At 33.9% G+C, this 22,217-nt stretch carries 20 protein-coding genes and 1 tRNA gene; 6 read left to right on the forward strand and 15 right to left on the reverse strand.

What is annotated here, in order from left to right; genetic code table 11:
• Positions 1–497: 497 nt before the first annotated feature.
• The 5 genes from ACWA1B_RS14805 (at position 498) to ACWA1B_RS14825 (ending at position 5,160) form a co-directional block, all read left to right on the forward strand.
• Positions 498–1,853 (forward strand): tail fiber domain-containing protein, encoded by a 1,356-nt coding sequence (locus ACWA1B_RS14805; RefSeq protein ID WP_456908179.1) that lies wholly within the window; start codon positions 498–500, stop codon positions 1,851–1,853.
• A 162-nt stretch (positions 1,854–2,015) separates the two neighbouring features.
• Entirely contained in the window at positions 2,016–3,263 is a 1,248-nt protein-coding gene (locus ACWA1B_RS14810; RefSeq protein ID WP_456908181.1) for a TMEM143 family protein, read from the forward strand.
• Positions 3,264–3,266: 3 nt separating this feature from the next.
• Positions 3,267–3,782: a DUF2199 domain-containing protein gene (locus ACWA1B_RS14815; protein WP_456908183.1), complete on the forward strand. Its 516-nt coding sequence runs from the start codon at positions 3,267–3,269 to the stop codon at positions 3,780–3,782.
• Positions 3,783–3,828: 46 nt separating this feature from the next.
• Positions 3,829–4,293, forward strand: coding sequence for an Mpo1 family 2-hydroxy fatty acid dioxygenase (locus ACWA1B_RS14820; RefSeq protein ID WP_456908184.1), 465 nt, complete (start codon positions 3,829–3,831; stop codon positions 4,291–4,293).
• A 120-nt stretch (positions 4,294–4,413) separates the two neighbouring features.
• Entirely contained in the window at positions 4,414–5,160 is a 747-nt protein-coding gene (locus tag ACWA1B_RS14825; protein WP_456908186.1) for a hypothetical protein, read from the forward strand.
• A gap of 7 nt (positions 5,161–5,167) precedes the next feature.
• Here ACWA1B_RS14825 and ACWA1B_RS14830 read toward each other — a convergent pair whose 3' ends face one another.
• On the reverse strand, positions 5,168–5,962 hold the full coding sequence (locus tag ACWA1B_RS14830) for a zinc-dependent peptidase (protein ID WP_456908188.1): 795 nt from the start codon (positions 5,960–5,962) through the stop codon (positions 5,168–5,170).
• A gap of 133 nt (positions 5,963–6,095) precedes the next feature.
• Here ACWA1B_RS14830 and ACWA1B_RS14835 point away from each other — a divergent pair, with 133 nt between their 5' ends.
• Positions 6,096–6,287 carry a hypothetical protein gene (locus ACWA1B_RS14835; protein WP_456908190.1) on the forward strand — a complete coding sequence of 64 codons (192 nt, stop codon included), beginning with the start codon at positions 6,096–6,098 and terminating at the stop codon, positions 6,285–6,287.
• 101 nt (positions 6,288–6,388) lie between these two features.
• Here the strand turns inward: ACWA1B_RS14835 and ACWA1B_RS14840 are convergent.
• The 14 genes from ACWA1B_RS14840 to ACWA1B_RS14905 form a co-directional block, all read right to left on the reverse strand.
• Positions 6,389–6,462: transfer RNA gene (locus tag ACWA1B_RS14840), tRNA-Arg, on the reverse strand.
• A gap of 87 nt (positions 6,463–6,549) precedes the next feature.
• The gene (locus ACWA1B_RS14845; RefSeq protein WP_456908192.1) at positions 6,550–6,999 is read right to left on the reverse strand and encodes a GatB/YqeY domain-containing protein; all 450 of its coding nucleotides are present in this window, start codon (positions 6,997–6,999) and stop codon (positions 6,550–6,552) included.
• A 202-nt stretch (positions 7,000–7,201) separates the two neighbouring features.
• Positions 7,202–9,184: a cell division protein FtsZ gene (ftsZ, locus tag ACWA1B_RS14850; RefSeq protein WP_456908194.1), complete on the reverse strand. Its 1,983-nt coding sequence runs from the start codon at positions 9,182–9,184 to the stop codon at positions 7,202–7,204.
• A 94-nt stretch (positions 9,185–9,278) separates the two neighbouring features.
• Positions 9,279–10,700 carry a cell division protein FtsA gene (gene ftsA, locus ACWA1B_RS14855; protein ID WP_035651770.1) on the reverse strand — a complete coding sequence of 474 codons (1,422 nt, stop codon included), beginning with the start codon at positions 10,698–10,700 and terminating at the stop codon, positions 9,279–9,281.
• A 6-nt stretch (positions 10,701–10,706) separates the two neighbouring features.
• Positions 10,707–11,429: a cell division protein FtsQ/DivIB gene (locus ACWA1B_RS14860; protein WP_456908196.1), complete on the reverse strand. Its 723-nt coding sequence runs from the start codon at positions 11,427–11,429 to the stop codon at positions 10,707–10,709.
• Complete coding sequence (gene murC, locus ACWA1B_RS14865; RefSeq protein WP_456908198.1) at positions 11,416–12,765, reverse strand: UDP-N-acetylmuramate--L-alanine ligase; 1,350 nt, start codon at positions 12,763–12,765, stop codon at positions 11,416–11,418. Before murC ends, ACWA1B_RS14860 begins: the two co-directional genes overlap by 14 nt.
• A gap of 54 nt (positions 12,766–12,819) precedes the next feature.
• Positions 12,820–13,908: an undecaprenyldiphospho-muramoylpentapeptide beta-N-acetylglucosaminyltransferase gene (murG, locus tag ACWA1B_RS14870; protein WP_456908200.1), complete on the reverse strand. Its 1,089-nt coding sequence runs from the start codon at positions 13,906–13,908 to the stop codon at positions 12,820–12,822.
• A gap of 43 nt (positions 13,909–13,951) precedes the next feature.
• On the reverse strand, positions 13,952–15,262 hold the full coding sequence (locus tag ACWA1B_RS14875) for an FtsW/RodA/SpoVE family cell cycle protein (RefSeq protein ID WP_456908202.1): 1,311 nt from the start codon (positions 15,260–15,262) through the stop codon (positions 13,952–13,954).
• Positions 15,263–15,319: 57 nt separating this feature from the next.
• The gene (locus ACWA1B_RS14880; protein ID WP_456908204.1) at positions 15,320–15,664 is read right to left on the reverse strand and encodes a four helix bundle protein; all 345 of its coding nucleotides are present in this window, start codon (positions 15,662–15,664) and stop codon (positions 15,320–15,322) included.
• A gap of 89 nt (positions 15,665–15,753) precedes the next feature.
• Entirely contained in the window at positions 15,754–17,085 is a 1,332-nt protein-coding gene (murD, locus tag ACWA1B_RS14885) for a UDP-N-acetylmuramoyl-L-alanine--D-glutamate ligase (RefSeq protein ID WP_456908206.1), read from the reverse strand.
• Positions 17,086–18,318 (reverse strand): phospho-N-acetylmuramoyl-pentapeptide-transferase, encoded by a 1,233-nt coding sequence (gene mraY, locus ACWA1B_RS14890; protein ID WP_426486293.1) that lies wholly within the window; start codon positions 18,316–18,318, stop codon positions 17,086–17,088.
• 80 nt (positions 18,319–18,398) lie between these two features.
• Complete coding sequence (locus tag ACWA1B_RS14895) at positions 18,399–19,862, reverse strand: UDP-N-acetylmuramoyl-L-alanyl-D-glutamate--2,6-diaminopimelate ligase (RefSeq protein WP_456908209.1); 1,464 nt, start codon at positions 19,860–19,862, stop codon at positions 18,399–18,401.
• A complete protein-coding gene (locus ACWA1B_RS14900) occupies positions 19,859–21,868 on the reverse strand; it encodes a penicillin-binding protein (RefSeq protein WP_456908211.1) in 2,010 nt (669 codons plus the stop codon). The genes ACWA1B_RS14895 and ACWA1B_RS14900 overlap by 4 nt, the downstream gene beginning before the upstream one ends.
• On the reverse strand, positions 21,859–22,206 hold the full coding sequence (locus ACWA1B_RS14905; protein WP_035651754.1) for an FtsL-like putative cell division protein: 348 nt from the start codon (positions 22,204–22,206) through the stop codon (positions 21,859–21,861). The genes ACWA1B_RS14900 and ACWA1B_RS14905 overlap by 10 nt, the downstream gene beginning before the upstream one ends.
• Positions 22,207–22,217 lie beyond the last annotated feature (11 nt).

Raw genomic sequence — 22,217 nt, forward strand, 5'->3', positions numbered from 1 at the left:
ATGCAACGGGGATTTATTTTTTCATTTTCCATCTGAGGGTAAAACGCATTATAAACTAATAATTCATACACATTCACTAAAACACGTATAAATACCTATCGCCATTATTTTATTTATTATTAAAATTGTGATGAATAATTTTTTCTGTTATAAGAAATTAAAATACATTTTCCGCAAGGAAGGTGGGGGTAAATTTTGTCACTTTTTTTTTGAAACAAAGTGGGATTTGAAATCGCTGGAACCGATTGGAAATTTCACTTTTTTTTTGCCATCTTGACGAAAGAAAGATAACCCTCATAAATTCCGCAACGATCCTATCAAAAACCCAAAAAATACACTTCTACAAAGTTATAGAACCTCAATTCTGTCCTATTGTAATACAAACAAGACTTTTAGAGGGAATAAAAATACAGCCTCTTTTTACTTTTGCACCCGCTCATTTATCTTCGAGAAAATCTGATAAATGGATAAAAACAAGTAAAAAGTAAAAAAAGAGAATGAGAAAAATTATACTTATGCTGACATTAATTCAAAGCGGATTCGTGATGGCACAGACAGAAACTGAAAAAGTGGTAACCCCAAACGGGAAAAAAGTAAAAGTTTACACAAATCCAGTCACTACTGTTGACAATGGTTTAACCAGAACTGGGGGAAATGTACAATTGGGCGGAGATTTAACAAAGCCTACTTTAATAAAAACAACTTCTGAAAATCCCTTAGCCATTGGAGGTTTGCAAAACGGAACTTTAACAGATCAATTGTTAACTACGGATGCTAACGGCGTTTTAAGGAAAATATCTAATGGTAATTGGTGGAATACTAATGGAAACACAGGAACAATTGCAGGAACAAATTTTATTGGAACTACAGATGATCAGGATTTAGTTTTTAAAAGAAAAAGCATACAAGCTGGACGTATAGCTATATTAAATACATCTTTTGGAGCATTTTCCTTACCTACAACAAGTACTGGAACTCAAAATTCCGCATTTGGATCATCAACCTTATTCTCCAATACAACTGGTAGCAATAATACCGCATTCGGTGGTGCTTCTCTATATAATAATACTACCGGAAATTACAATACTGCGTTAGGTTATTTTTCACTAAATTCTAATAAGAGCGGGGAATACAATACAGCTGTAGGACAACTTGCTCTTTCATTTACATTTAATGGCTCAGCAAATGTAGGTATTGGTTACAATGCAGGATCATATATTACTTCAGGTAAAAATAATACCGCGATAGGAAGTTCATCTCTGCCAGAAATAAAAGATGGTGAAAATAATGTTGCTATTGGTTTTCAAAGCGGAACTGGTTCAGCAAACCCCGCTACGGTAAAAAAAATGAGTAATAGCGTTTATATTGGTTCTAATACACACACTAGCTCTGACGATGTAAAAAATGAAGTGGTAATTGGAGATTCTGCAAGAGGAAAAGGTTCAAATACAGTTACAATTGGTAATTCTGATATAACTGATATAGGCGGTTACGTTCCTTGGTCAAATTATTCTGATTCTCGTTTAAAAAAGAATATCGTTAGCAGTACATACGGTTTAGATTTTATAAATAAATTACGTCCTGTGCTTTATAACATGAAAACAGGAACCACAGAATTACAATCTGGTTTTATTGCTCAGGAAGTAGAAAGTGCGGCAAATAGTATTGGTTATAAATTTAGCGGAATTGTAAAACCACAAAGTGATACTGATTTTTATAGTTTGCGTTATTCAGATTTTGTCGTGCCATTAGTAAAATCAGTGCAAGAGCTGAAAAAACAGTTGGAAGAGAAAGAAGAGAGAATTTTAGATCTTGAAAATCGTTTGCTAAAAATAGAGCAAAAACTTAAATAGTAATTGAAAGGAAGCATTTAGCTTCCTTCTTTATTTTCAACTATTTTATTTTAAAAAAATCCAACCTTTGCCACTTTGCTACTCCGCACCTTTGCTCCTCGAAAAAAAGCAGTATTTTTGCATTTCTGTAAACGCCACGAAATTAAAAGCCCAGAAATCGATATGACACGAGAACATTATATTCCGTTTAATAAAGAATTTTTACTCGAAGAGCAAATTACCGCTTTCGCTAATGACCCTAAAAAAGTAGATGGTTTTAAGAAACTTTTCGAAATAATCGAACACTATTATCATTACGAATCTTTTAACTTAAACCGAAATCTAAAGCAAAACTATGCACTTTATGATCCTGATTTAAGTGAGAAAGAACGAGAACAGTTTATCAATAAAAGCGATTTTCCAGTTTTTAAAGAAACACTACTGAAAGTCCTTGAACGTGGTAATTACTACAGAATTAATCAAAAAGCTTTAAACGATGCCTTTAACGAATCTGATTTAATTGGACTGAATCTTTCTATCGACTTTAATGCTTTCAAAGATTTTGAACTCTACGCGCGCGGACATCATAAAGCAAAAGAAAAAGTCAAAAAATATTTCTTCTGGAAAAAAGAAATCGAAATTGAATATTATGATCGTGTTTTAGTTTATTTAAACTACAGCGATGAAGATTTTCTAAATAAAAAGAAAGTCAAATTAGGCAAAATGCCAATTGATCCAGGTTCAATTGCACTGAAAATCTTTAAGCGTGTTCCGAAAAACGATCTTGAAACGATTTTCCCAAATGCGATTCCGAAAATGTCTGTCAAAGACAAAATGCTGCTTTGGGTTCCGGGGATTTTTGGTGGAATTTCGTTATTAAGTGCCAAAGTTATTCCAGCTTTAATCAACATGTATAATGCCTATGAAACGGGCGAAACCATTGACTTATTGAACAGCAAAACTTCTCTTAATCAGGGATTAATTGCTTTAGGAATTTTGTCTGCCTATTGTTTCCGCCAATACAATAATTTCATAAACAAAAAAATCCGATATTCTAAAATGCTTTCTGATAGTTTGTATTTCAAGAATCTCGGAAACAACAGTGGCGCATTTTATTCGCTTTTGAATTCGTCTGAAGAAGAAGTAATGAAAGAAACTATTTTGGCTTATTCGTTTTTACATAAAAGCGACAAACCATTAAGCGCAGAAGAGCTCGACTCTCAAATAGAATCCTGGTTTAAAACCCAATTAAAAACCGATTTGGATTTTGATGTCAACGATGCTTTATTAAAATTAAAAAGTATTGGACTTGGTGTAGAAAATAATGGAAAGTGGGAAGTTATTCCGGTTAAAGAAGCGCTTATCACAATTGATGAACTTTGGGATAATGTTTTTCAATACAATCAGAACGTAAGTTTATTAAAAAACTAAAAAATGTATACCTACAAATGTTCCTGCTGCGGAGAAATTTTTAATCAAATGCCTTTGTGTTTTGGAAACGAATTCCCTGCTTATTATTTTACTATTCCGCCAAAAGAAAGAGAAAAACGAATTGAATATGGAGGAAGTTGGTGCTATATAGATGAAGATTTTTTTTTCCATCAAGGGAGATTGACAATTCCGATAATTGATTATCATGAAGATTTGGTTTTTAATGTATGGACTACGATAAGTGAAGATAATTTCTGCTTACGAATGGATTTATGGGAAGATCCAAACCGAGTAAATCAAAAACCTTATTTTGGTTGGATGCAAACCAATGTACCTACTTACGGTGAAACTTTATCTTTAAAATCGATTGCAATTGAACAAGGCTTAGATTTAATTCCTGAAATAAGAATGATTGAAGAAAATCATCCTTTGACGATAGACCAAGAAAACGGAATTACATTAGAAAAAGCCATTTCTATTGTCGATGAAATAATGAAAATACAACACGGTAAAACCTAAAAGAAATTTCATTAGATTTACACATCTAATCTTAAAACCACAAAAAATGAGAACATTAGATCAATGGTTTGCTGAATATGCCGTAAGTCATCAAAACCCTAAAAACAAAGCGATACATTACATTTGCGTTCCCGCAATTTTCTTTTCGATTGTTGGTTTATTAATGAGTATTCCGAGCGGAATTATTGCTAATACTTTAAAACTGAATGCACCAGTTATTGAGAATTGGGCTTTTGTAGTTTTACTTTTTGTTCTCGTTTTTTATATCCGATTATCGATTGCAATGGCGGTTAAAATTGCCGTTTTTTCTGCAATTTGTTTAATTCTAAATTATTATATCGACCAGTTTGTGCCGTTGTGGATGTTCTCGATTGGTGTTTTTGTTATCGCTTGGATTGGACAATTTTACGGACACAATATTGAAGGCAAAAAACCTTCTTTCTTAAAAGATCTTCAGTTTTTATTAATTGGCCCAGCTTGGGTTGTCGAGAATTTATTTTCTCGAAAATAAATTCTAATGGCGCACGGATAACGAGGATTTAAACGGATTAACGCATATTTTTTTACATACTAATTATCAAATACTTACAAAACATTCTCATAACTTTATCTTTCGATAAATGAAATATTTATGAAAATAAGTGTCAAAGAAATCAAAATTGAAAATTATGATATTTTCACCTACAGACGAATCAGGCGCGCCATTGGGTATTTAGGCATAAGTCTACCTATTCTTTTGGTTGGTTTTTCGCTTGTTTCTTTTTTTCAAACCTCTATACAACCTTCCATCAGTGATTATTATTATACTAATTTGAGGGAAATTTTCACCGGAACTTTATCTGCTGTCGGCTTATTTTTAATTCGGTACAAAGGCCACGGAAATGCTTCTATCTTGAAAAATGATAATTTACTGACCAATATTGCCGGAATTATGGCAATTGGTGTCGCACTAATTCCCACAAACCCATCTGACTTTTCACAAAAAATATACACGTTTATTCCATCAACAAAAACTTGGTTGGGATGGTTTCATTATGGCTTTGCCGGAGTTTTCTTTTTGGTATTGGCTTTACTCGCGATCAATGTTTTTACGATTGGTCAGACAGGCGAAACTAGAACTTCTAAAAGCATTTTAAACGAAAATAATATTTACAGATTTTGCGGTTATACGATTTTGGGATCACTGATCCTGGTGCCTATTTCAGAAAAATTTAAACTGTTTACGTATTCCACTTTGGTTTTCGAAACTATTGCTCTTTTTGCCTTTGGAATTGCCTGGCTGATAAAAGGTCGCGCTCTTGGTGATAGGGGAAAAATTGGTCGAAAATTATACCAGGAAAACAACGCTGTAGATACCGAAAAAATATTGGAAGAATAAGCGGACTCTACAGTTCGCTATAATTTATCATTAATTTGACACGTTCAAACAACTCTGGAAATTCTTTTTTAAAGATTTCAGGCGTTTCAAAAAAATGCTCCAAAATTACAGCCAAAAACTCAAATTTATTGGTATACGCATAATCTCTAAAATAATTCCTTTCTTTAAGCTTGTTCGTTAAATATTGATTATCGAAATACTTTTCGATTTCGGTAAATTCATCACAGAAAATCACAGCTCCTGGGTCTGAGCTTTTTCTGGAATAAAAATGAAGAACATGAGTAAATTCATGTAACCCAAGATTAATATTATCTTGCGTCTTATGTCCGCTTTGGAAATCTTCCCATGAAAAAACAACCGATTTCATCCTCGGATTATATTCTCCTTTGTGATATGCCTGATTGATTGTCGAATAATAGGCTGTTGGGTAAATAATAATATTTTCAAAAAGCTCAAGTAGGTAATTTCGCATTCCGAAAGTCAACATTACGTAAGTTCCGGCAATAATCAATTTCATCTCTTGAGTGACTTCAATTTCTTTTCCTTCAAAATTGTAATGTTCAATGAAACACCCTACCCGATGTTCAAAATATCTTTTCTTTTTATCCGATAAATTAAAATAATATGGAAATTCGCGTTCCAAAATGGTCTTATCTCTCGGATCAATTTGTTTTAAAATTGGGTACCAAAACAAAAATAATGGCTTATTGAACATCAACAGATAAATAGGCTCAATGATTCTGAAAACAATTACTCCTAATACTAAAGCAATCAAGATTCCGATAAAGAAGAAAACAAACATATTTTAAATTTGATTTGGGATTGAAGAACCTGTCGTCCTCTACTTTGCTAAAATAGGAAATCGGAATTAAAATATTTCATTATATTAGCTTAATAATCAGAAAAGAATTACTAATCACAATCAAACATTAAATATGGAAAACAAAAGCGCATTACGATTTACTTTTTCGATTATCGCAATCATTTTAGGCGTAGTATTGTTTAAGCAATTTGACTTTGAAACGCTAAAATTTGAAAAGCCAGCTCTGGCGATTATTTATATTGTTGTCTTTTTATTTTCGATTTTTGTACTGATTAAGAATTATAAGAAGAAAACTGAGAAATAATTAACCGTTATTTTTTTATTCATAAAATTGTCTCATAGATATTGGACAATTGCATAATAAAAAAGCGCAAGTCTTAAAAGATAAGACTTGCGCTTTTATAGTGACCCCGGAGGGGTTCGAACCCCCAACCCTCAGAGCCGAAATCTGATATTCTATCCAGTTGAACTACGAGGTCATTTTTATTTTAGATTTATGACTTTAGAATTCAAATTCAATCTAAAATCTGTCCCGATGGCTATCGGGACTAAAATCTAAAATTATATTACGAAAGTAATTTCTTCACAATTGTCGAAATGGTTTTTCCTTCAGCAGTTCCGCCTAATTGAGCAGATGCCAATCCCATAACTTTACCCATTGAAGCTATTCCAGAAGCTCCAGTTTCAGCAATTATTTTTGCTATAACAGCTTCTACTTCCTCTTCGCTTAATTGAGCTGGTAAAAACTTCTCGATTACTGCCACCTGAGCTAATTCTGGTTCAGCTAAGTCTGGACGATTTTGTTCTGTAAAGATTCTTGCGCTTTCTTTACGCGTTTTTACTAATCGCTGAAGCAATTTAATCTCATCGTCTTCAGTCAATTCTTCTTTAGATCCTGATGCCGTTGAAGCTAATAATAATTCAGATTTAACTGCTCTTAATGCTTCTAAAGCTACTGTATCTTTTGCTTTCATGGCCGTTTTTATTTCGTCCATGATTTGTGTCTGTAAACTCATCTTTATTTTTATTTGAATAAGCAACGCTTACTAATTGATATATTAATTTGGAATTTGTTCTCGACTTCGCTCGAACTGACAATAAGATTCACTTTAAAAACCTATTTAGGAAGTCAAATTTCTAAATTCTGTGCGAAGATAAAAAAAATAACCCGAAAATTAAATCCAATTTTCGGGCTATCCTAATATTAAGATTGTAAAATTAATCTACGTTGTCGTGCAAAAATGAATTATTTGAACGCAATTGCAAATCGTTGTTACTGTCTGTTCCAACTGAAATTCTCGAATTGGTGTTATTTGACTGAGAATTCGACAAATCGATTCCTAATCTTTTGTAAGCTGGCTCTTTTTCCAACTCATCAATTCTAGAAACATTGTTATGAAATTTATAATTAAATTCTTTTAGTTTCTTTCTTCTTTCTTCGGCACGCAAACGCAATGTTTCTTCAATTGTCAATTCCATTGGAGAAACTTCTGCAGTTGTTGTAAAATCAGGCTGGCTTGCAAAATCAACTCTTGGTTTCAACGTAATGTTTAATTCCTCAGGAACTACATCTTCAACCACTTTTTCAACTGGTTTTGAAGCTGTCAATTCATTTTCAACTTCCATATATTCTTCTAACGAATATTTGATGATACCATTATCAGAAAGTTCAGTTACCGGAACAAATGAAACCGGATCGTTCACTTTAATATTGCGAGTTTCGTTTGTTAACTCAAACATGATTTTAGTTTCCTGCTCAGCAACTGGTTCTTTTTTAACTTCAGGTTCACTTCTAAAAAGAGGTAAATCAAATGAGAAAGTCGTTTGTTCTTCCTTTTCAAAAGTTCTTTGCTGTACTGGCTTTACTTCTTGGTAAGCTGGCACTTCTGGTGCAGAAATTTTAAAATCGATATCTGTAATTGGAGAAACGATTTCAAAAGTCACATCAAGATTTTTAATAAACTCAGACATCACTACCAATTCTTCCTGATTAATTGTTGGCGGCGTAACTGGAGCAACTGGAGTTTGAGCTACGGGAGCAACCGTATCTTCCATTAAATCAAAAACAACTTTATCCTCAGATTTTGCAGTAGGTGTTTCAGCGTTCAAATCAAAAGAAGTAAGTGGTCTATTTGTTAAATTATGAACACTTCTTTGCTCATCTTCTAACGTGTGAATAATTTTCTTTGGCTCTGTATTAACGATTTCGTTTTGTTGTTCAACATCAAAACCAGTAGCAATAATAGTTACAGCAATAGCTTCACCAAGAGCTTCGTCTTCACCAACTCCCATGATAATATTTGCATTGTAACCTGCCTCGGCCTGGATATGATCGTTGATCTCTCCGATTTCATCAAGCGTTATTTCATTAGATCCAGAAACGATAAGCAACAATACGTTTTTGGCTCCTGTAATTTTATTATCGTTTAACAACGGAGAATCCAATGCTGATACAATCGCATCTTTTGCTCTGTTTTCGCCTTCTGACACAGCAGATCCCATAATTGCCGTTCCGCTATTTGCTAAAACTGTTTTAGCATCACGTAAATCGATATTTTGAGTATAGTGGTGCGTAATTACTTCGGCAATACCTCTTGAGGCAGTTGCCAAAACTTCATCAGCTTTCGAGAATCCGGCTTTAAAGCCAAGGTTTCCGTAAACTTCTCTTAGTTTATTATTATTAATTACGATCAAAGAGTCAACTTGTTTACGTAATTTTTCGATTCCTAAAAGCGCTTGTTCCTGACGTACTTTCCCTTCAAATTGAAACGGAATTGTCACGATACCGACTGTTAAGATTTCTCTTTCTTTTGCTAATTGCGCGATAACCGGAGCAGCACCTGTACCAGTACCACCACCCATACCAGCGGTAATAAATACCATTTTGGTACCACGGTCTAACATCTTTTCGATATCGGCAATACTTTCAATAGCAGACTGCTGTCCAACGTCAGGATTTGCTCCTGCTCCAAGACCTTCTGTCAAATTCATACCCAACTGAATTTTGTTAGGCACCGAACTATTCTGCAGCGCTTGTGAATCGGTATTACAAACGATGAAATCAACACCTTTAATACCTTGTTTAAACATATGGTTGATAGCATTGCTACCTCCTCCACCTACACCTATTACTTTGATTACATTTGATTGGTTTTTTGGCAAATCAAATGAAATGCTTCCAAATTCTGAGTTGCTCATCATCTTTTTGGTTTTTTAATTCTTATTTAGTACATTTTTTACTTCTTGACTTGGGGCAAAAAGTAATCCTTTTCTCTTTTCTCTATTCGGCTTATATTTATTCAGCGTTGTCTAAAAAATCTTTGATTTTATCGACGTATCTGTCAAAAAATGATCTCCTTATTTTGGTTTCTGTAGATTCTGCTTCTACTTTATTTGTTCTTGTTTCTCTTGGTTCTTCAATAGTTTCTACTCTTTCAACGTAATTTTCTTCTACTTCGTATCGCTGCTGCACTGGTGGTTGTTGCTGAACTGGAGCATTTCTGTAAACAACTTTTGGTTGCTCATTTACAATTTCCATTCGAACAGCACTTTGAGTACTATTTTCGATACTGTTCATTACTAAACCAACAGCTGTTGCAAACAATGGACTAGAAATTTCTTCGCTTGAATTTCCGGCTAAATGTTCATTTGGATATCCAATTCTTGTGTCCATTCCGGTAATATACTCAACTAATTGTTTAATATGTTTTAGCTGAGCGCCACCACCTGTAAGAACAATTCCTGCAATTAATTTTTTACGAGGATCTTCGTGTCCGTAAGCTTTAATTTCGGCAAAAACCTGCTCAATAATTTCCACTACACGTGCATGAATAATTTTCGAAAGGTTTTTAAGCGAAATTTCTTTTGGCTCTCTTCCTCTTAAACCAGGAATAGAAACAATTTCGTTGTCTTTATTTTCTCCAGGCCAAGCTGATCCGAATTTTATTTTTAAAAGCTCTGCTTGTTTTTCAATTATCGAACAGCCTTCTTTAATATCATCTGTAATTACGTTTCCTCCAAAAGGAATTACTGCTGTGTGACGAATGATTCCATCTTTAAAAATGGCCAAATCCGTAGTTCCGCCTCCAATATCAATTAACGCAACACCCGCTTCTTTTTCTTCCTGACTTAAAACTGCATCTGCCGAAGCTAATGGTTCCAAAGTCAATCCTGAAAGTTCAATTCCTGAACTCTGAATACATCTTCCAACATTTCTGATTGAAGATGCCTGACCAACTACAACGTGAAAACTAGATTCTAATCTTCCGCCGTACATTCCAATTGGTTCTTTAATCTCAGATTGTCCGTCAATTTTAAATTCTTGTGGCAAAACGTGAATAATTTCTTCACCCGGCAACATAGCCAGTTTATTTACCTGATCAATCAAAAGCTGAATATCTTTTTCGCCAATAACTTCCTCTGGATTATTACGGCTGATGTAATCTGTATGCTGAATACTTCTGATGTGTTGCCCGGCAATTCCCACAACAACATCTTTAATTTTATAACCTGAATTGTTTTCTGCTTCAAGTATTGCTTGCTGAATTGACTGAATAGTTTGCGTGATGTTGTTTACAACTCCTCTCGCAACACCCAGACTTTTGGATTTTCCAATACCCAAAATCTCCAATTTGCCATACTCGTTCTTCTTGCCTATCATGGCAACTATCTTTGTCGTTCCAATATCTAGACCTACTGCAATGTTATCTTTTTCCATTTTCTATTATTTTGTGCAAACTACTTGTTCCGTAAACCTAAGGTCAATCTTATTGTATTTGTATAACGAACTATCTAAAACTGCTTTTTGAAAAAACGCCTTATAGTTTCTAAATTTTTTATCAACATTCATCGTTCTTCCAAAATCTATGACAAAATCATAGTTTCGATTAAACATTTTTAGGCTGCCATTAGGCATAATTTGTATTGCAATGATGTTTTTTTTCAAAAACGCATCGTCATAAATTGTGCGAAATAAAGCAGCTAAATCTTCGTTATTTTTTTCATTTATTGCCCCCGAAACAAGAGGAACTCGCGCTGTAAAATTGTCTGACAAGGGCATTTTATTGCCCTCATAGTCAATATAAAAAGATTGATCACCATCGTAAACTCGCGCTACTGGTGTCTTCTGTTTCACTACCGCTTTTAGAACGCCATCGATACTTACAAAAACGTCTGACTTCTCAATCATGTCTTGCGTATCAAGGGATTTTTCTATCTTATTCAAATCTAGTTCATCTTTTCTAATACTCGAAGCGTCTCTTTTATTTTCTATCAACAATTTATTAACCGTTTCTGCCTTCACAAAAAGCGCATTTTCTCCTACAAAAACGACTATCGATTTCTTCAATTTTCGATCGCCATTTCGATGCTGTGCGAAAGAATATAAAAAAAGTACGAGTCCTAAAATAAGTACTAATCGAATATTTGTCCAATTAAATATTTTCATCTAGCATTTTTTTGATTGACGGAACCATTTCTCCAATATCACCTGCTCCTATTGTTACAATTATTGGAGCATCATTGGCTTTGATTTTTTCCAATAAATCTTCTTTTGCAACAATTTGTTTGTTCGAATTTGTCATTTTTCCCAACAGCCATTCTGATGTAACTCCTTCCATTGGCAATTCGCGTGCTGGATAAATATCCATTAAAAACACTTCGTCGAATTTTGACAAACTTTCTGCAAATCCATCCACAAAATCTTTTGTTCGACTGAATAAATGCGGCTGGAAAATCGCCAGTACTTTTCGTCCCGGATACAATTCCCTAACTGCTTGATGAACAGCATTTATTTCTGTTGGATGATGTGCATAATCATCTATGTAAACTAACTTATCCGATTTAATCTGATAAGAAAAACGTCTTCTGATCCCTCTGAATGAAGCAATGGCTTTTGCAATAGCGTCGGTCGGGGTGCCGTACGTTTTAGCCATCGCAATAGCCATCAGTCCATTCATTAAATTGTGTTTTCCAGGCAATCCAAAATGAAGGTCTTTTATAATTTCTGATGGTGTCTGTACATCAAAAACATAGCTTCCGTCTTCAATTCGAACATTATAAGCCTTATAAAGTGCATCTTCATTTATAGCACACTGAACGCCTTCTAAAGGCAATTCTTTTGTGATAAAAAGATTGTTTTTATCTTCTACTTTTGAAGCAAATTCTCTGAAAGAATCTTCAATAGCATCACTTGTTCCATAAATATCTAAATGATCTGCATCCATTGAAGTTACGCAGGCGATATTTGGATGCAAATGCAAAAACGATCTGTCAAACTCATCTGCTTCAACAACTGTTACCGTTTTTCCGGTTCCAATTAAATTTGAGTTATAATTTTCTACAATTCCTCCAACAAACGCCGTAACATCTGCTCCGCTTTCATACAAAATATGCCCTAGAATACTAGATGTTGTTGTTTTTCCGTGCGTTCCTGCCACTGCAAAACTAAAAGTGTCTTTAGTAATAATTCCTAAAACCTCTGCACGCTTTTTAATTTCGTAATTTCTTTCAATAAAATAATTCCATTCTGAATGTGTTTTAGGAACTGCAGGAGTAAAAATCACCAATGTATTTTCTACAAAATAATCAGTTGGAATCAAATTAATATTATCTTCAAAATGAATATCAATACCACTTTCAATTAATTCACTTGTAAGCATTGACGGCGTTTTATCGTAACCTGAAACCTGTTTCCCAATATATTTAAAATAGCGGGCCAGGGCACTCATTCCGATGCCTCCAATACCAATAAAATAAACGTTTTGTATTTGATTTAAATTCATTTTAATTTGCTTTAAGCATTAAGCTTTAGGCTTTAAGCCATTAACTTTATTTTATTATTTAATTAACTTCACAATCTCTGCTACAATATCTTGTGTAGCTTTTGGCATTGCCAGTTTTTTAATGTTCGAACTTAATTGTTTTTGTTTTCCTTCATCTTTCAGCAGTGCTTCAAAAACAATACTGAATTCATTATCCAATTCTGATTCTTTCAATAAAATAGCACCTTTGGCATCAACAATTGCCTGCGCATTTTTAGTTTGATGATCTTCAGCAACATTTGGCGACGGAATAAAAATTACTGGTTTTCCAACAATACATAATTCTGAAACCGATGATGCTCCGGCTCTCGAAATAATCACATCGGCAGCTGCATAAACAAAATCCATTCTTTCAATGAAATCAACAACTCTAACGTTTTGCTGATTGTATTTTTTATAATCTTCAAAATATAACTTTCCGCATTGCCAGATTAGCTGAACATCCTGCGAAAGAAAATTTTGCAATTCTTTTTCAATTAACTGATTGATTCTTCTTGCACCTAAGCTTCCACCTAAAACCAGCAATGTTTTTTTATTCGGATCTAAACCATAAAAAGTAATTGCTTCATCGCGTTTACTTTCAATATCAATTAAATCCTGACGAACCGGATTTCCAGTCAAAACAATTTTATCAGCTGGAAAAAATCGCTCTAAATTTTTGTAAGCAACACAAATGGCATTTGCTTTTTTGCTTAACAATTTATTTGTTATACCTGGAAAAGAATTCTGTTCCTGAATAACTGTTGGAATTCCCGCTCCACCTGCTGCCTGCAATAATGGTCCACTCGCAAAACCTCCCGTTCCGATTACTACGTTTGGCTTAAACTTTTTAATAATTCGTCTTGACTCTAATAAACTCGAAGCCAATTTAAGAGGAAACATCATATTCTGCAAAGTCAATTTTCGCTGTAAACCTGCAATCCAAAGACCTTTTATTTCGTAACCAGCCTGAGGCACTTTTTGCATTTCCATTTTATCTTTGGCGCCTACAAAAAGAAATTCTGCATCAGGAAATTGTAATTTTAATTCATTTGCAATTGCAATTGCAGGATAAATATGCCCTCCTGTTCCTCCTCCGCTAAGTATGAATTTATACTTTGTCATCTTTCTAAAAATTACAACTTTTTAAAAAATTATTATATTTAACTTATTTATTCAAAACAGCATTCATCGGATTTCTTGAATTATCTTCGATTGAATACATTGCCTCTTCTTCATATACTTCATCAGCTGGCAAATCCTCTTCTGCTAATTCTTTATCAATTAATCTTTGCAGTGCTTCTTTTCTTCGTTCTTTCTCTATTTTCTCTTCTGCAATTTCTTCTTCTTTTTTTGTAACGCTGATGATAATTCCGAGGCCTAAACAGGTCATCCAAATCGAACTTCCTCCTGAACTTATCAGCGGCAAAGTTTGTCCTGTAACCGGCAATAATTCAACCGCAACTGCCATATTAATCATCGCCTGAAATATCATTGGAAACCCAAGTCCGACGACGACTAATTTTCCAAATAATGTATTGGCTTTGTGCGATGCTATAACAAATCGAAACAAAAGCAATAAATACAAAATCAATATTGCAACTCCTCCTACTAATCCATATTCTTCAACAATAATGGCATAAATAAAATCGGAAGATGATTGTGGCAAAAAGTTTTTCTGAACGCTTTTCCCCGGACCTAAACCGCCTAATTTTCCAGATGCAATGGCAATTTTAGCTTTTTCGATCTGATAATCATCTTCATCAGGTTTATCTGTTGTAAAATTCATGATACGACTTTCCCAGGTTGAAACCCTGCTGAAAAATCTTGAATCCGGAAAAGCTTTTGCAACCAAAAGGAAAAATGCCAACATGGCAATTCCAGAACCGATAATAATCCCAATATGTTTTAATGGATATTTTCCAATGAACGTAAGCATTAAAACCATTGCAAAAATCAATGCTGTAGTTGAAAAATTCGCAGGCAGAATCAATGCCAATGTAATAAACACCGGAATCCAAAGCTGTATAAATGATACTTGGAAAGGCTCATTTTCTTCTTTCTTTTTAGACAAATATCGTGCTACAAAAATGAACAAAACAATCGAAGCCAAAGTTGAAGTCTGAAATGTAATTCCAATAAATGGCACCTGAATCCAACGGCTCGCATTTGCTCCCGCAATAACAGTTCCTTTCAACAATGTATAAAGCAACAAGAACCAAACTATTGGCAAAGCAATTTTTGAAATCGCTCTGAAATAATGATACGGCACTTTATGCACCCAATAAATAATCAAGAATCCGATACAAATGTGAGCCAAATGTTTTACCAAATACCCTAATGTATTTCCGGTTCCGTGACCTATATATGCTAAATTACTACTCGCACTAAAAACAGGCATAAACGAAAACAGTGCTAATAAAGCCACGAATGACCATATTACTCTATCTCCTTTTAGTTTATTTACCAGTTCTTTCATCTTAATTTTAGATTTCTGATTTTAGATTTTAAATTATTTTCTAAAACCTTCGATTTTTTATTTATTGATTCTTTTATTTACTGTTTTTAAACTGCTGACGAAAATGGCTGTTAACTTATTTCCTTCTTTCAAAATCATTTCTAATTCTGATTTATCACTCCAATCTTTTTCTTTTATAATTTCCAACCAAAATAAAGTTTCATCAGCTTCTTCTAAAACAATATTCATTTTAGAAATAAATTCTTTATCACTTCTTGCTGTGCAAACTCCTCTATAATTTGCTCCAACAGACGTACCACTTCTTACAATTTGATTTGCAATTACTTTTACAATGTATGCACCAGGTAATTTTTCAGCTAAACCAATTACACCCAAAGAGAACTTTTTTGTTCTCAACTTCATTTCATCCGTCGTCATAATCAAAAAGAACTTATATCATTTTGAGTTCAAAGCTTAGCGATAATCTAAAATCTGAACTCTAAAATCTAAAATTATAAATTATGAACCGCTTGTTTGAATTGCTTTCCTCTGTCTTCGTAGTTTTCGAATAAATCGAAACTTGCGCAGGCTGGAGACAATAAAACGGCATCGCCTTTTTCTGTTAATCTTTGTGCTGTTTTTACAGCATCGTTCATATTGTTTACTTCAACCATAATATCAACAACATTTCCAAAAGCATCAATAATTTTACGATTATCGATTCCTAAGCAAATAATTGCTTTTACTTTTTCACGTACTAATGACATTAATTCGTTGTAATCATTTCCTTTATCAACACCTCCTACAATCCAAACAGTCGGAACATTCATGCTGTCTAACGCAAAGAAAGTTGCATTTACATTTGTTGCTTTTGAATCGTTGATATATTGTACGTTTTGTATTTTTAATACTTTTTCTAAACGGTGCTCAACACCCTGAAAATTAGATAAACTTTCGCGAATTGTTGCATTTCTAATTTGCATCAATTTTGCTACGGAGCTTGCTGCCATTGCGTTTTTCATATTATGTTTTCCTTCTAACGCAATGTGTTCTGTTTCCATTGTAAACTCTTCTTGGTTGATCTTTATTTCCATTTTGTTGTTATTTATAGAAGCCCCTTCATCAAAACTTTTCGTTAATGAGAAAGGAATTAATTTTGCTTTTGTTGTATTATTTTTTAACCATTCTGCACTTGCTTCGTCATCGGCATCATAAATCAGATAATCACTTTCTGTCTGATTCATTGTAATTCGGAACTTCGAATTGATGTAATTTTGATACTTGTATTCATATCGATCTAAGTGATCAGGGCTAATATTGGTAATTATGGCAATGTCTGGCCTGTAATCTATAATTCCGTCCAGCTGAAAACTGCTTAATTCAAGAACGTATGCATCAAACTTATTTTCAGCAACCTGCCAGGCAAAACTCTTTCCTATATTACCTCCCAAACCAACATTCAATCCAGCCGATTTTAACAAATGATAAGTCAACATTGTTGTAGTTGTCTTCCCATTACTTCCTGTGATTCCAATTGTAAGGGCTTCTGTAAAAGGTTTTGCAAATTCGATCTCCGAAATTACTTTTACTCCAGCCGCAATCAGCTTTTTTACTATTGGTGATTTCTCAGGAATTCCCGGGCTTTTCATTACCACATCGGCATTCAGAATAAGATCTTCAGTGTGCTGCTCTTCTTCCCAGGCGATTTTATTAATTATAAGAACTTCTTTATAGCTTTCTTTTATCTTTCCAAAATCAGACACAAAAACATCGTATCCTTTTTTCTTCCCGAGGATGGCAGTGCCTACACCGCTCTCTCCTCCTCCTAAAACTACCAGCCTCATCTATCTTAACTTTAAAGTAACGATTGACAAAATGGCTAACATAATTGCAACAATCCAGAAACGAGTCACAATTTTACTTTCGTGATATCCTTTTTTCTGATAGTGATGATGCAGTGGCGACATCAGGAAAATTCTACGTCCTTCGCCGTATCTCTTTTTAGTGAATTTGAAATAACTTACTTGTAAAACCACTGAAAAATTTTCTACTAAAAAGATTCCACATAATAACGGAATCAATAATTCTTTACGAACGGCAATTGCTAAAACTGCGATGATTCCTCCAATAGTTAAACTTCCTGTATCTCCCATAAAAACAGATGCCGGATAAGAGTTATACCAAAGAAATCCGATTAATGCTCCAACAAATGCAGATATAAAAACTGTCATTTCCCCCGAATTAGGGATATACATAATATTAAGATAATTCGAGAAGATGATATTTCCCGAAACGAATGTAAATATCCCGAGCGCGAGTACTGAAACTGCGGAAGTTCCTGCCGCGAGCCCATCAATTCCGTCAGTTAAATTTGCTCCGTTAGAAACCGCTGTAATGATAAAAATTACAACCGGAATAAAAATCAACCAAGCCCATTTTTCATATCCATCTCCTGTCCAAGCTAATAATTCGGCATAATCAAATTCGTTGTTTTTTACAAAAGGAATTGTCGTAGCAGTTGATTTTTCTTCAACAGGTGCCGGCAAAACAATCGTTGTGTTTTGTGATGCTTTAAAAACATCTGTTCTTCCTGTATCAGTACGAACTGTTACCGCCGGATTAAAATAAAGAACAGCTCCTACGATTACTCCCAAACCAACTTGACCAATTACTTTGAAAATTCCTTTAAGACCTTCTTTATCTTTTTTGAATATTTTGATATAATCATCAATAAAGCCAATTGTTCCCATCCAAAGTGTAGTCACAATAAGCAATACGATATAAATATTATGCAAACGAGCAAACAACAAAACAGGTACAAGAGTTGCAAAAATGATAATCAGACCCCCCATTGTAGGTGTTCCCGCTTTTTCATTTTGCCCTTGAAGACCTAGCTCACGAACTGTTTCACCAACTTGCTGATTGCGCAAAAAGTTGATAATACGTTTTCCATAAATCGTGGATAAAAGCAACGAAAGCATTAAAGCCAAAGCCGATCTAAAAGTGATATACTGAAAAACTCCAGTTCCAGGTATATCTAATGTTTTGTCAAAATATTCAAATAAATAGTATAACATATTTTTCTATTTTTTTTAATTCTAATTTTGAAACTCCAAATTCCAATTATGTAGCGGTATCTGAACTTAAAAATTTATTATTATTTGTTTAGTTGCTCTAAAATTTCTTTTACAGTTTCCATATCATCAAAATGATGGCGTACACCATTTATCTCTTGATACGTCTCATGTCCTTTCCCTGCAATAAGAATAATATCATTTGGCTGAGCCAATTGACAAGCTGTTTTTATAGCCTGTTTTCTGTCCGTAATTCTTAATATTCTTTTGTAATTATGAGGTTCAACTCCTTTTTCCATTTCATCTAAAATCACTTCAGGATCTTCATTTCTTGGATTATCAGAAGTTAAAATTGCTTTGTCGCTTAAGTCCGAAGCAATTTTTGCCATAATTGGTCTTTTCGTTTTATCTCTGTTTCCACCGCAACCAACAACTGTAATTAATTGTTCATTTTTGGTACGAATATCATTAATCGTTTTTAATACATTATCCAATGCATCCGGAGTATGAGCGTAATCAACAATTGCTGTTACGTTTCCTTCTGAAACAATATATTGAAAACGCCCTGAAACACTTTCTAAATCAGACAGTAAGCGTAACGCTTCAAGACTATCCATTCCTAGTTCGATTGCTGTTCCGTAAATCGCCAATACATTATATGCATTAAAAGTTCCAATTAGTTTTACCCAAACTTCATTGTCATTTACTTTTAACAGCAAACCAGATAATTGGCTTTCTAAAATTGTTGCTTTAAAATCTGCATATGATTTCAAAGCATATGTAAACTTTCTAGCCACTGTATTTTGCAACATTACAGTTCCGTTTTTATCATCAATATTTGATAAAGCAAAAGCTGTTTTTGGTAATGAATCAAAAAAAGATTTTTTTACATCTCTGTATTCTGCAAAAGTTGGATGATAATCCAAATGATCATGAGAAAGGTTCGTAAAAATTCCCCCTACAAAATGCAACGCTTCAGTTCTTTTTTGGTGAATTCCATGCGAACTTACCTCCATAAAACAATGTGTCACACCTTCTTCGATCATTTCATTTAAAAAATGATTAATCGTAATAGAATCTGGTGTCGTATGCGTTGCAGGATATTCAGTTTCATCAACCATAATTTTTACAGTTGATAACAATCCAACTTTAAAACCTGCTTTTTTAAACAACTGAAACAACAATGATGCAATGGTTGTTTTTCCGTTTGTACCGGTTACTCCAACTAATTTCAGTTTTGAAGAGGGATCTCCAAAATAATTAGCAGCCATAAAAGCCAAAGCCGTATTGGTATCTTTTACCTGTATATATGAAATTCCTTTTTCAACATTTTGAGGAAGCGTATCGCAAATAATAGCCGTTGCTCCTAACTGAATTGCTTTTTCAATATAATCATGCCCATCAGAAAGGGAGCCACGAATGGCCACAAAAACATTATCAGCTTCAACTTTTCGTGAATCAAATTCAATTTTTTGAATACCAATTTCTGTCGAACCAGTTACTGATTCGATAGCTACTTTGTATAATATGTCTTTAAGTATTTTCACGATAATTCTAATACTATAATTGCGTTTTTACTAATATTTTGACCAGCCTGAATCGATTGATTCTTCACTTTTCCAACTCCATTTACTTTAACTTTCAAACCCAAATTTTCCAGTAAAGCAATTGCATCCATTCCCGGCATTCCTTTTAAATTCGGAATTACATTTGTTTTTGTGTTTGATTCCTTCTCAAATTTTGCGTAACTGATTTCTTGTTTTGGAATTTTAGAATCGAGCTGTTTTATTTTATTTGTTGAAGGCGCATCTGTAAATATTTTTTGGGCAATTCTTTTAAAAACCGGCCCTGCCACATCTGCACCGTAATAATTATTTTTTGCCGTATTTGGCTTATGAACCACTACAATACAAGAATATTTAGGATGATCAGCAGGAAAGTATCCCACAAAAGAAGATGCATAATACAAGGCTGATTTCCCTTCTTTTCCTCCATAATTCATTTGAGCAGTTCCTGTTTTTCCAGCCATCGAAAAATCTTTCGAATACAATTTGGAGCCTGTTCCTTTTTTGACCACGTTCTGTAAAACAGCTTTTAATTTTTTAATTGTTTCCGGCGAACAAACCCTTGGATTAATCACTTCTACATCGAATTTCTTAATCGTTTTATTCCATTCTTTAATTTCAGATACAAATTGCGGTCTTACCATTACACCATTATTCGCAACCGAATTATAAAATGCCAATGTTTGCATTGGTGTAACTGAAACTGAATATCCAAAAGCCATCCATGGAAGTGAAATTCCCGACCAGCTTTTACCACCCGGATGTGGAATAATTGGTCTTCCTTCTCCTTTAAAATGCAATCCTAACGGTTTATCCAAACCAAAATTTCTAATATGATCTACAAATTTTGATGGATTGCTTTTATAATTATCATAAACCGCCTGAACCATTACTGTGTTTGACGAAAGCTCAAATCCGCGAGCTAATGAAATTTTTCCATAACCACCATTATGTGAATCACGGACTGATCTTCCATAATATTTTACAACACCATTGTGACTGTCATAAACCGTACTTGTATCAGCTACTTTATCTTCTAAAATTGCCATTAAATCAACCAATTTAAAGGTCGATCCTGGTTCGTGAGATTCTGCTACAGCATAATTTGTAGTTTCAGTATACGATCCGTCTTCACCTCTTCCTAGATTTGAAATTGCTTTTACATGTCCTGTTTCAGTTTCCATAACAACAACACAACCGTGATCCGCTTCATAATCCTGAAGTTGTTTCAATAAGGCGTGGTGTGCAATATCCTGAATAAATACATCTATCGTCGAAATCACATCATAACCATCAATCGGATCTACTTCATTTACATCACGTATTGGTTTCCATTGACCTTTTGCAATTTTTTGTTTTAAGATTTTCCCATCTTTTCCGTTCAAATAGCTTTTAAAAGCCCATTCGATTCCTTTTCCAACTTCAATTCCGGTTGCAGGATCAATTCGGTCGTAACCAATAGTTCTTTCAGCAATTTGCCCTATTGGATGCTTTCTAACTGTTTCCTGTTCCACTATAATCCCACCTTTGAAAGCTCCTAAATTGAATAATGGAAAACCTTTTATTTTTACATACTCAGTATAACTCAACTTTCTAGCGATCAAATAATAACGATTTTTATTTGCTCTGGCTCTTCTTAATTCCTGTTCGTAATAACCTGCTGGCCTATCCAAAACTGTAGCTAATGAATCTGATAAAACTTTTACATATTTTTCAAAAGTTTCGGTTTTTGGTGCTTTTGCATCAAATCGAATTTCATAATTTGGGATTGATGTTGCCAATAAACTTCCATCAGCCGAATAAATATTTCCTTTGTTAGCCGGAATGATAAAATTTCTAACCGTACGCTGTTTTGCTAATTGTCTGTAATGATCTCCGTCAACCCACTGAATATTGGTCAATTTAACAACAATAGCAATTGCCATCAAAAAGATGAAAACTGCTACGAGGTAAATTCTGTAGGATATATGTTTATCGTCTACTGCCATATTCTTTTAAAGAAACTTTTTTCTTCTTCTTTTTTAACTTCTATTTTTATTGGAGGAACCGTTGATGGAAAAATCTGTTTTTCAAGCATTTTATCCGATATGGTCGATTCCATTTTTAATTTCATTAATTCTGAACGTCGGTCTACAAACTCTGATCGCAATTCTTTTACTTCATTATTCAGTTTTGCAATTTCAAAAACCTTTTGTTCGTATCGCTGTGTATTTGCAATCATCAAAATGGCAAGCAAAATGATAAAAACTATGAAACGCCAGTTTTTAATTGCGTCATCATTGATTAGAAATCTTGCTTTTAATATGCCAAATACTCCACTTTTCATTTCTACCTATA

The sequence above is a fragment of the Flavobacterium xizangense genome, from assembly GCF_054075145.1.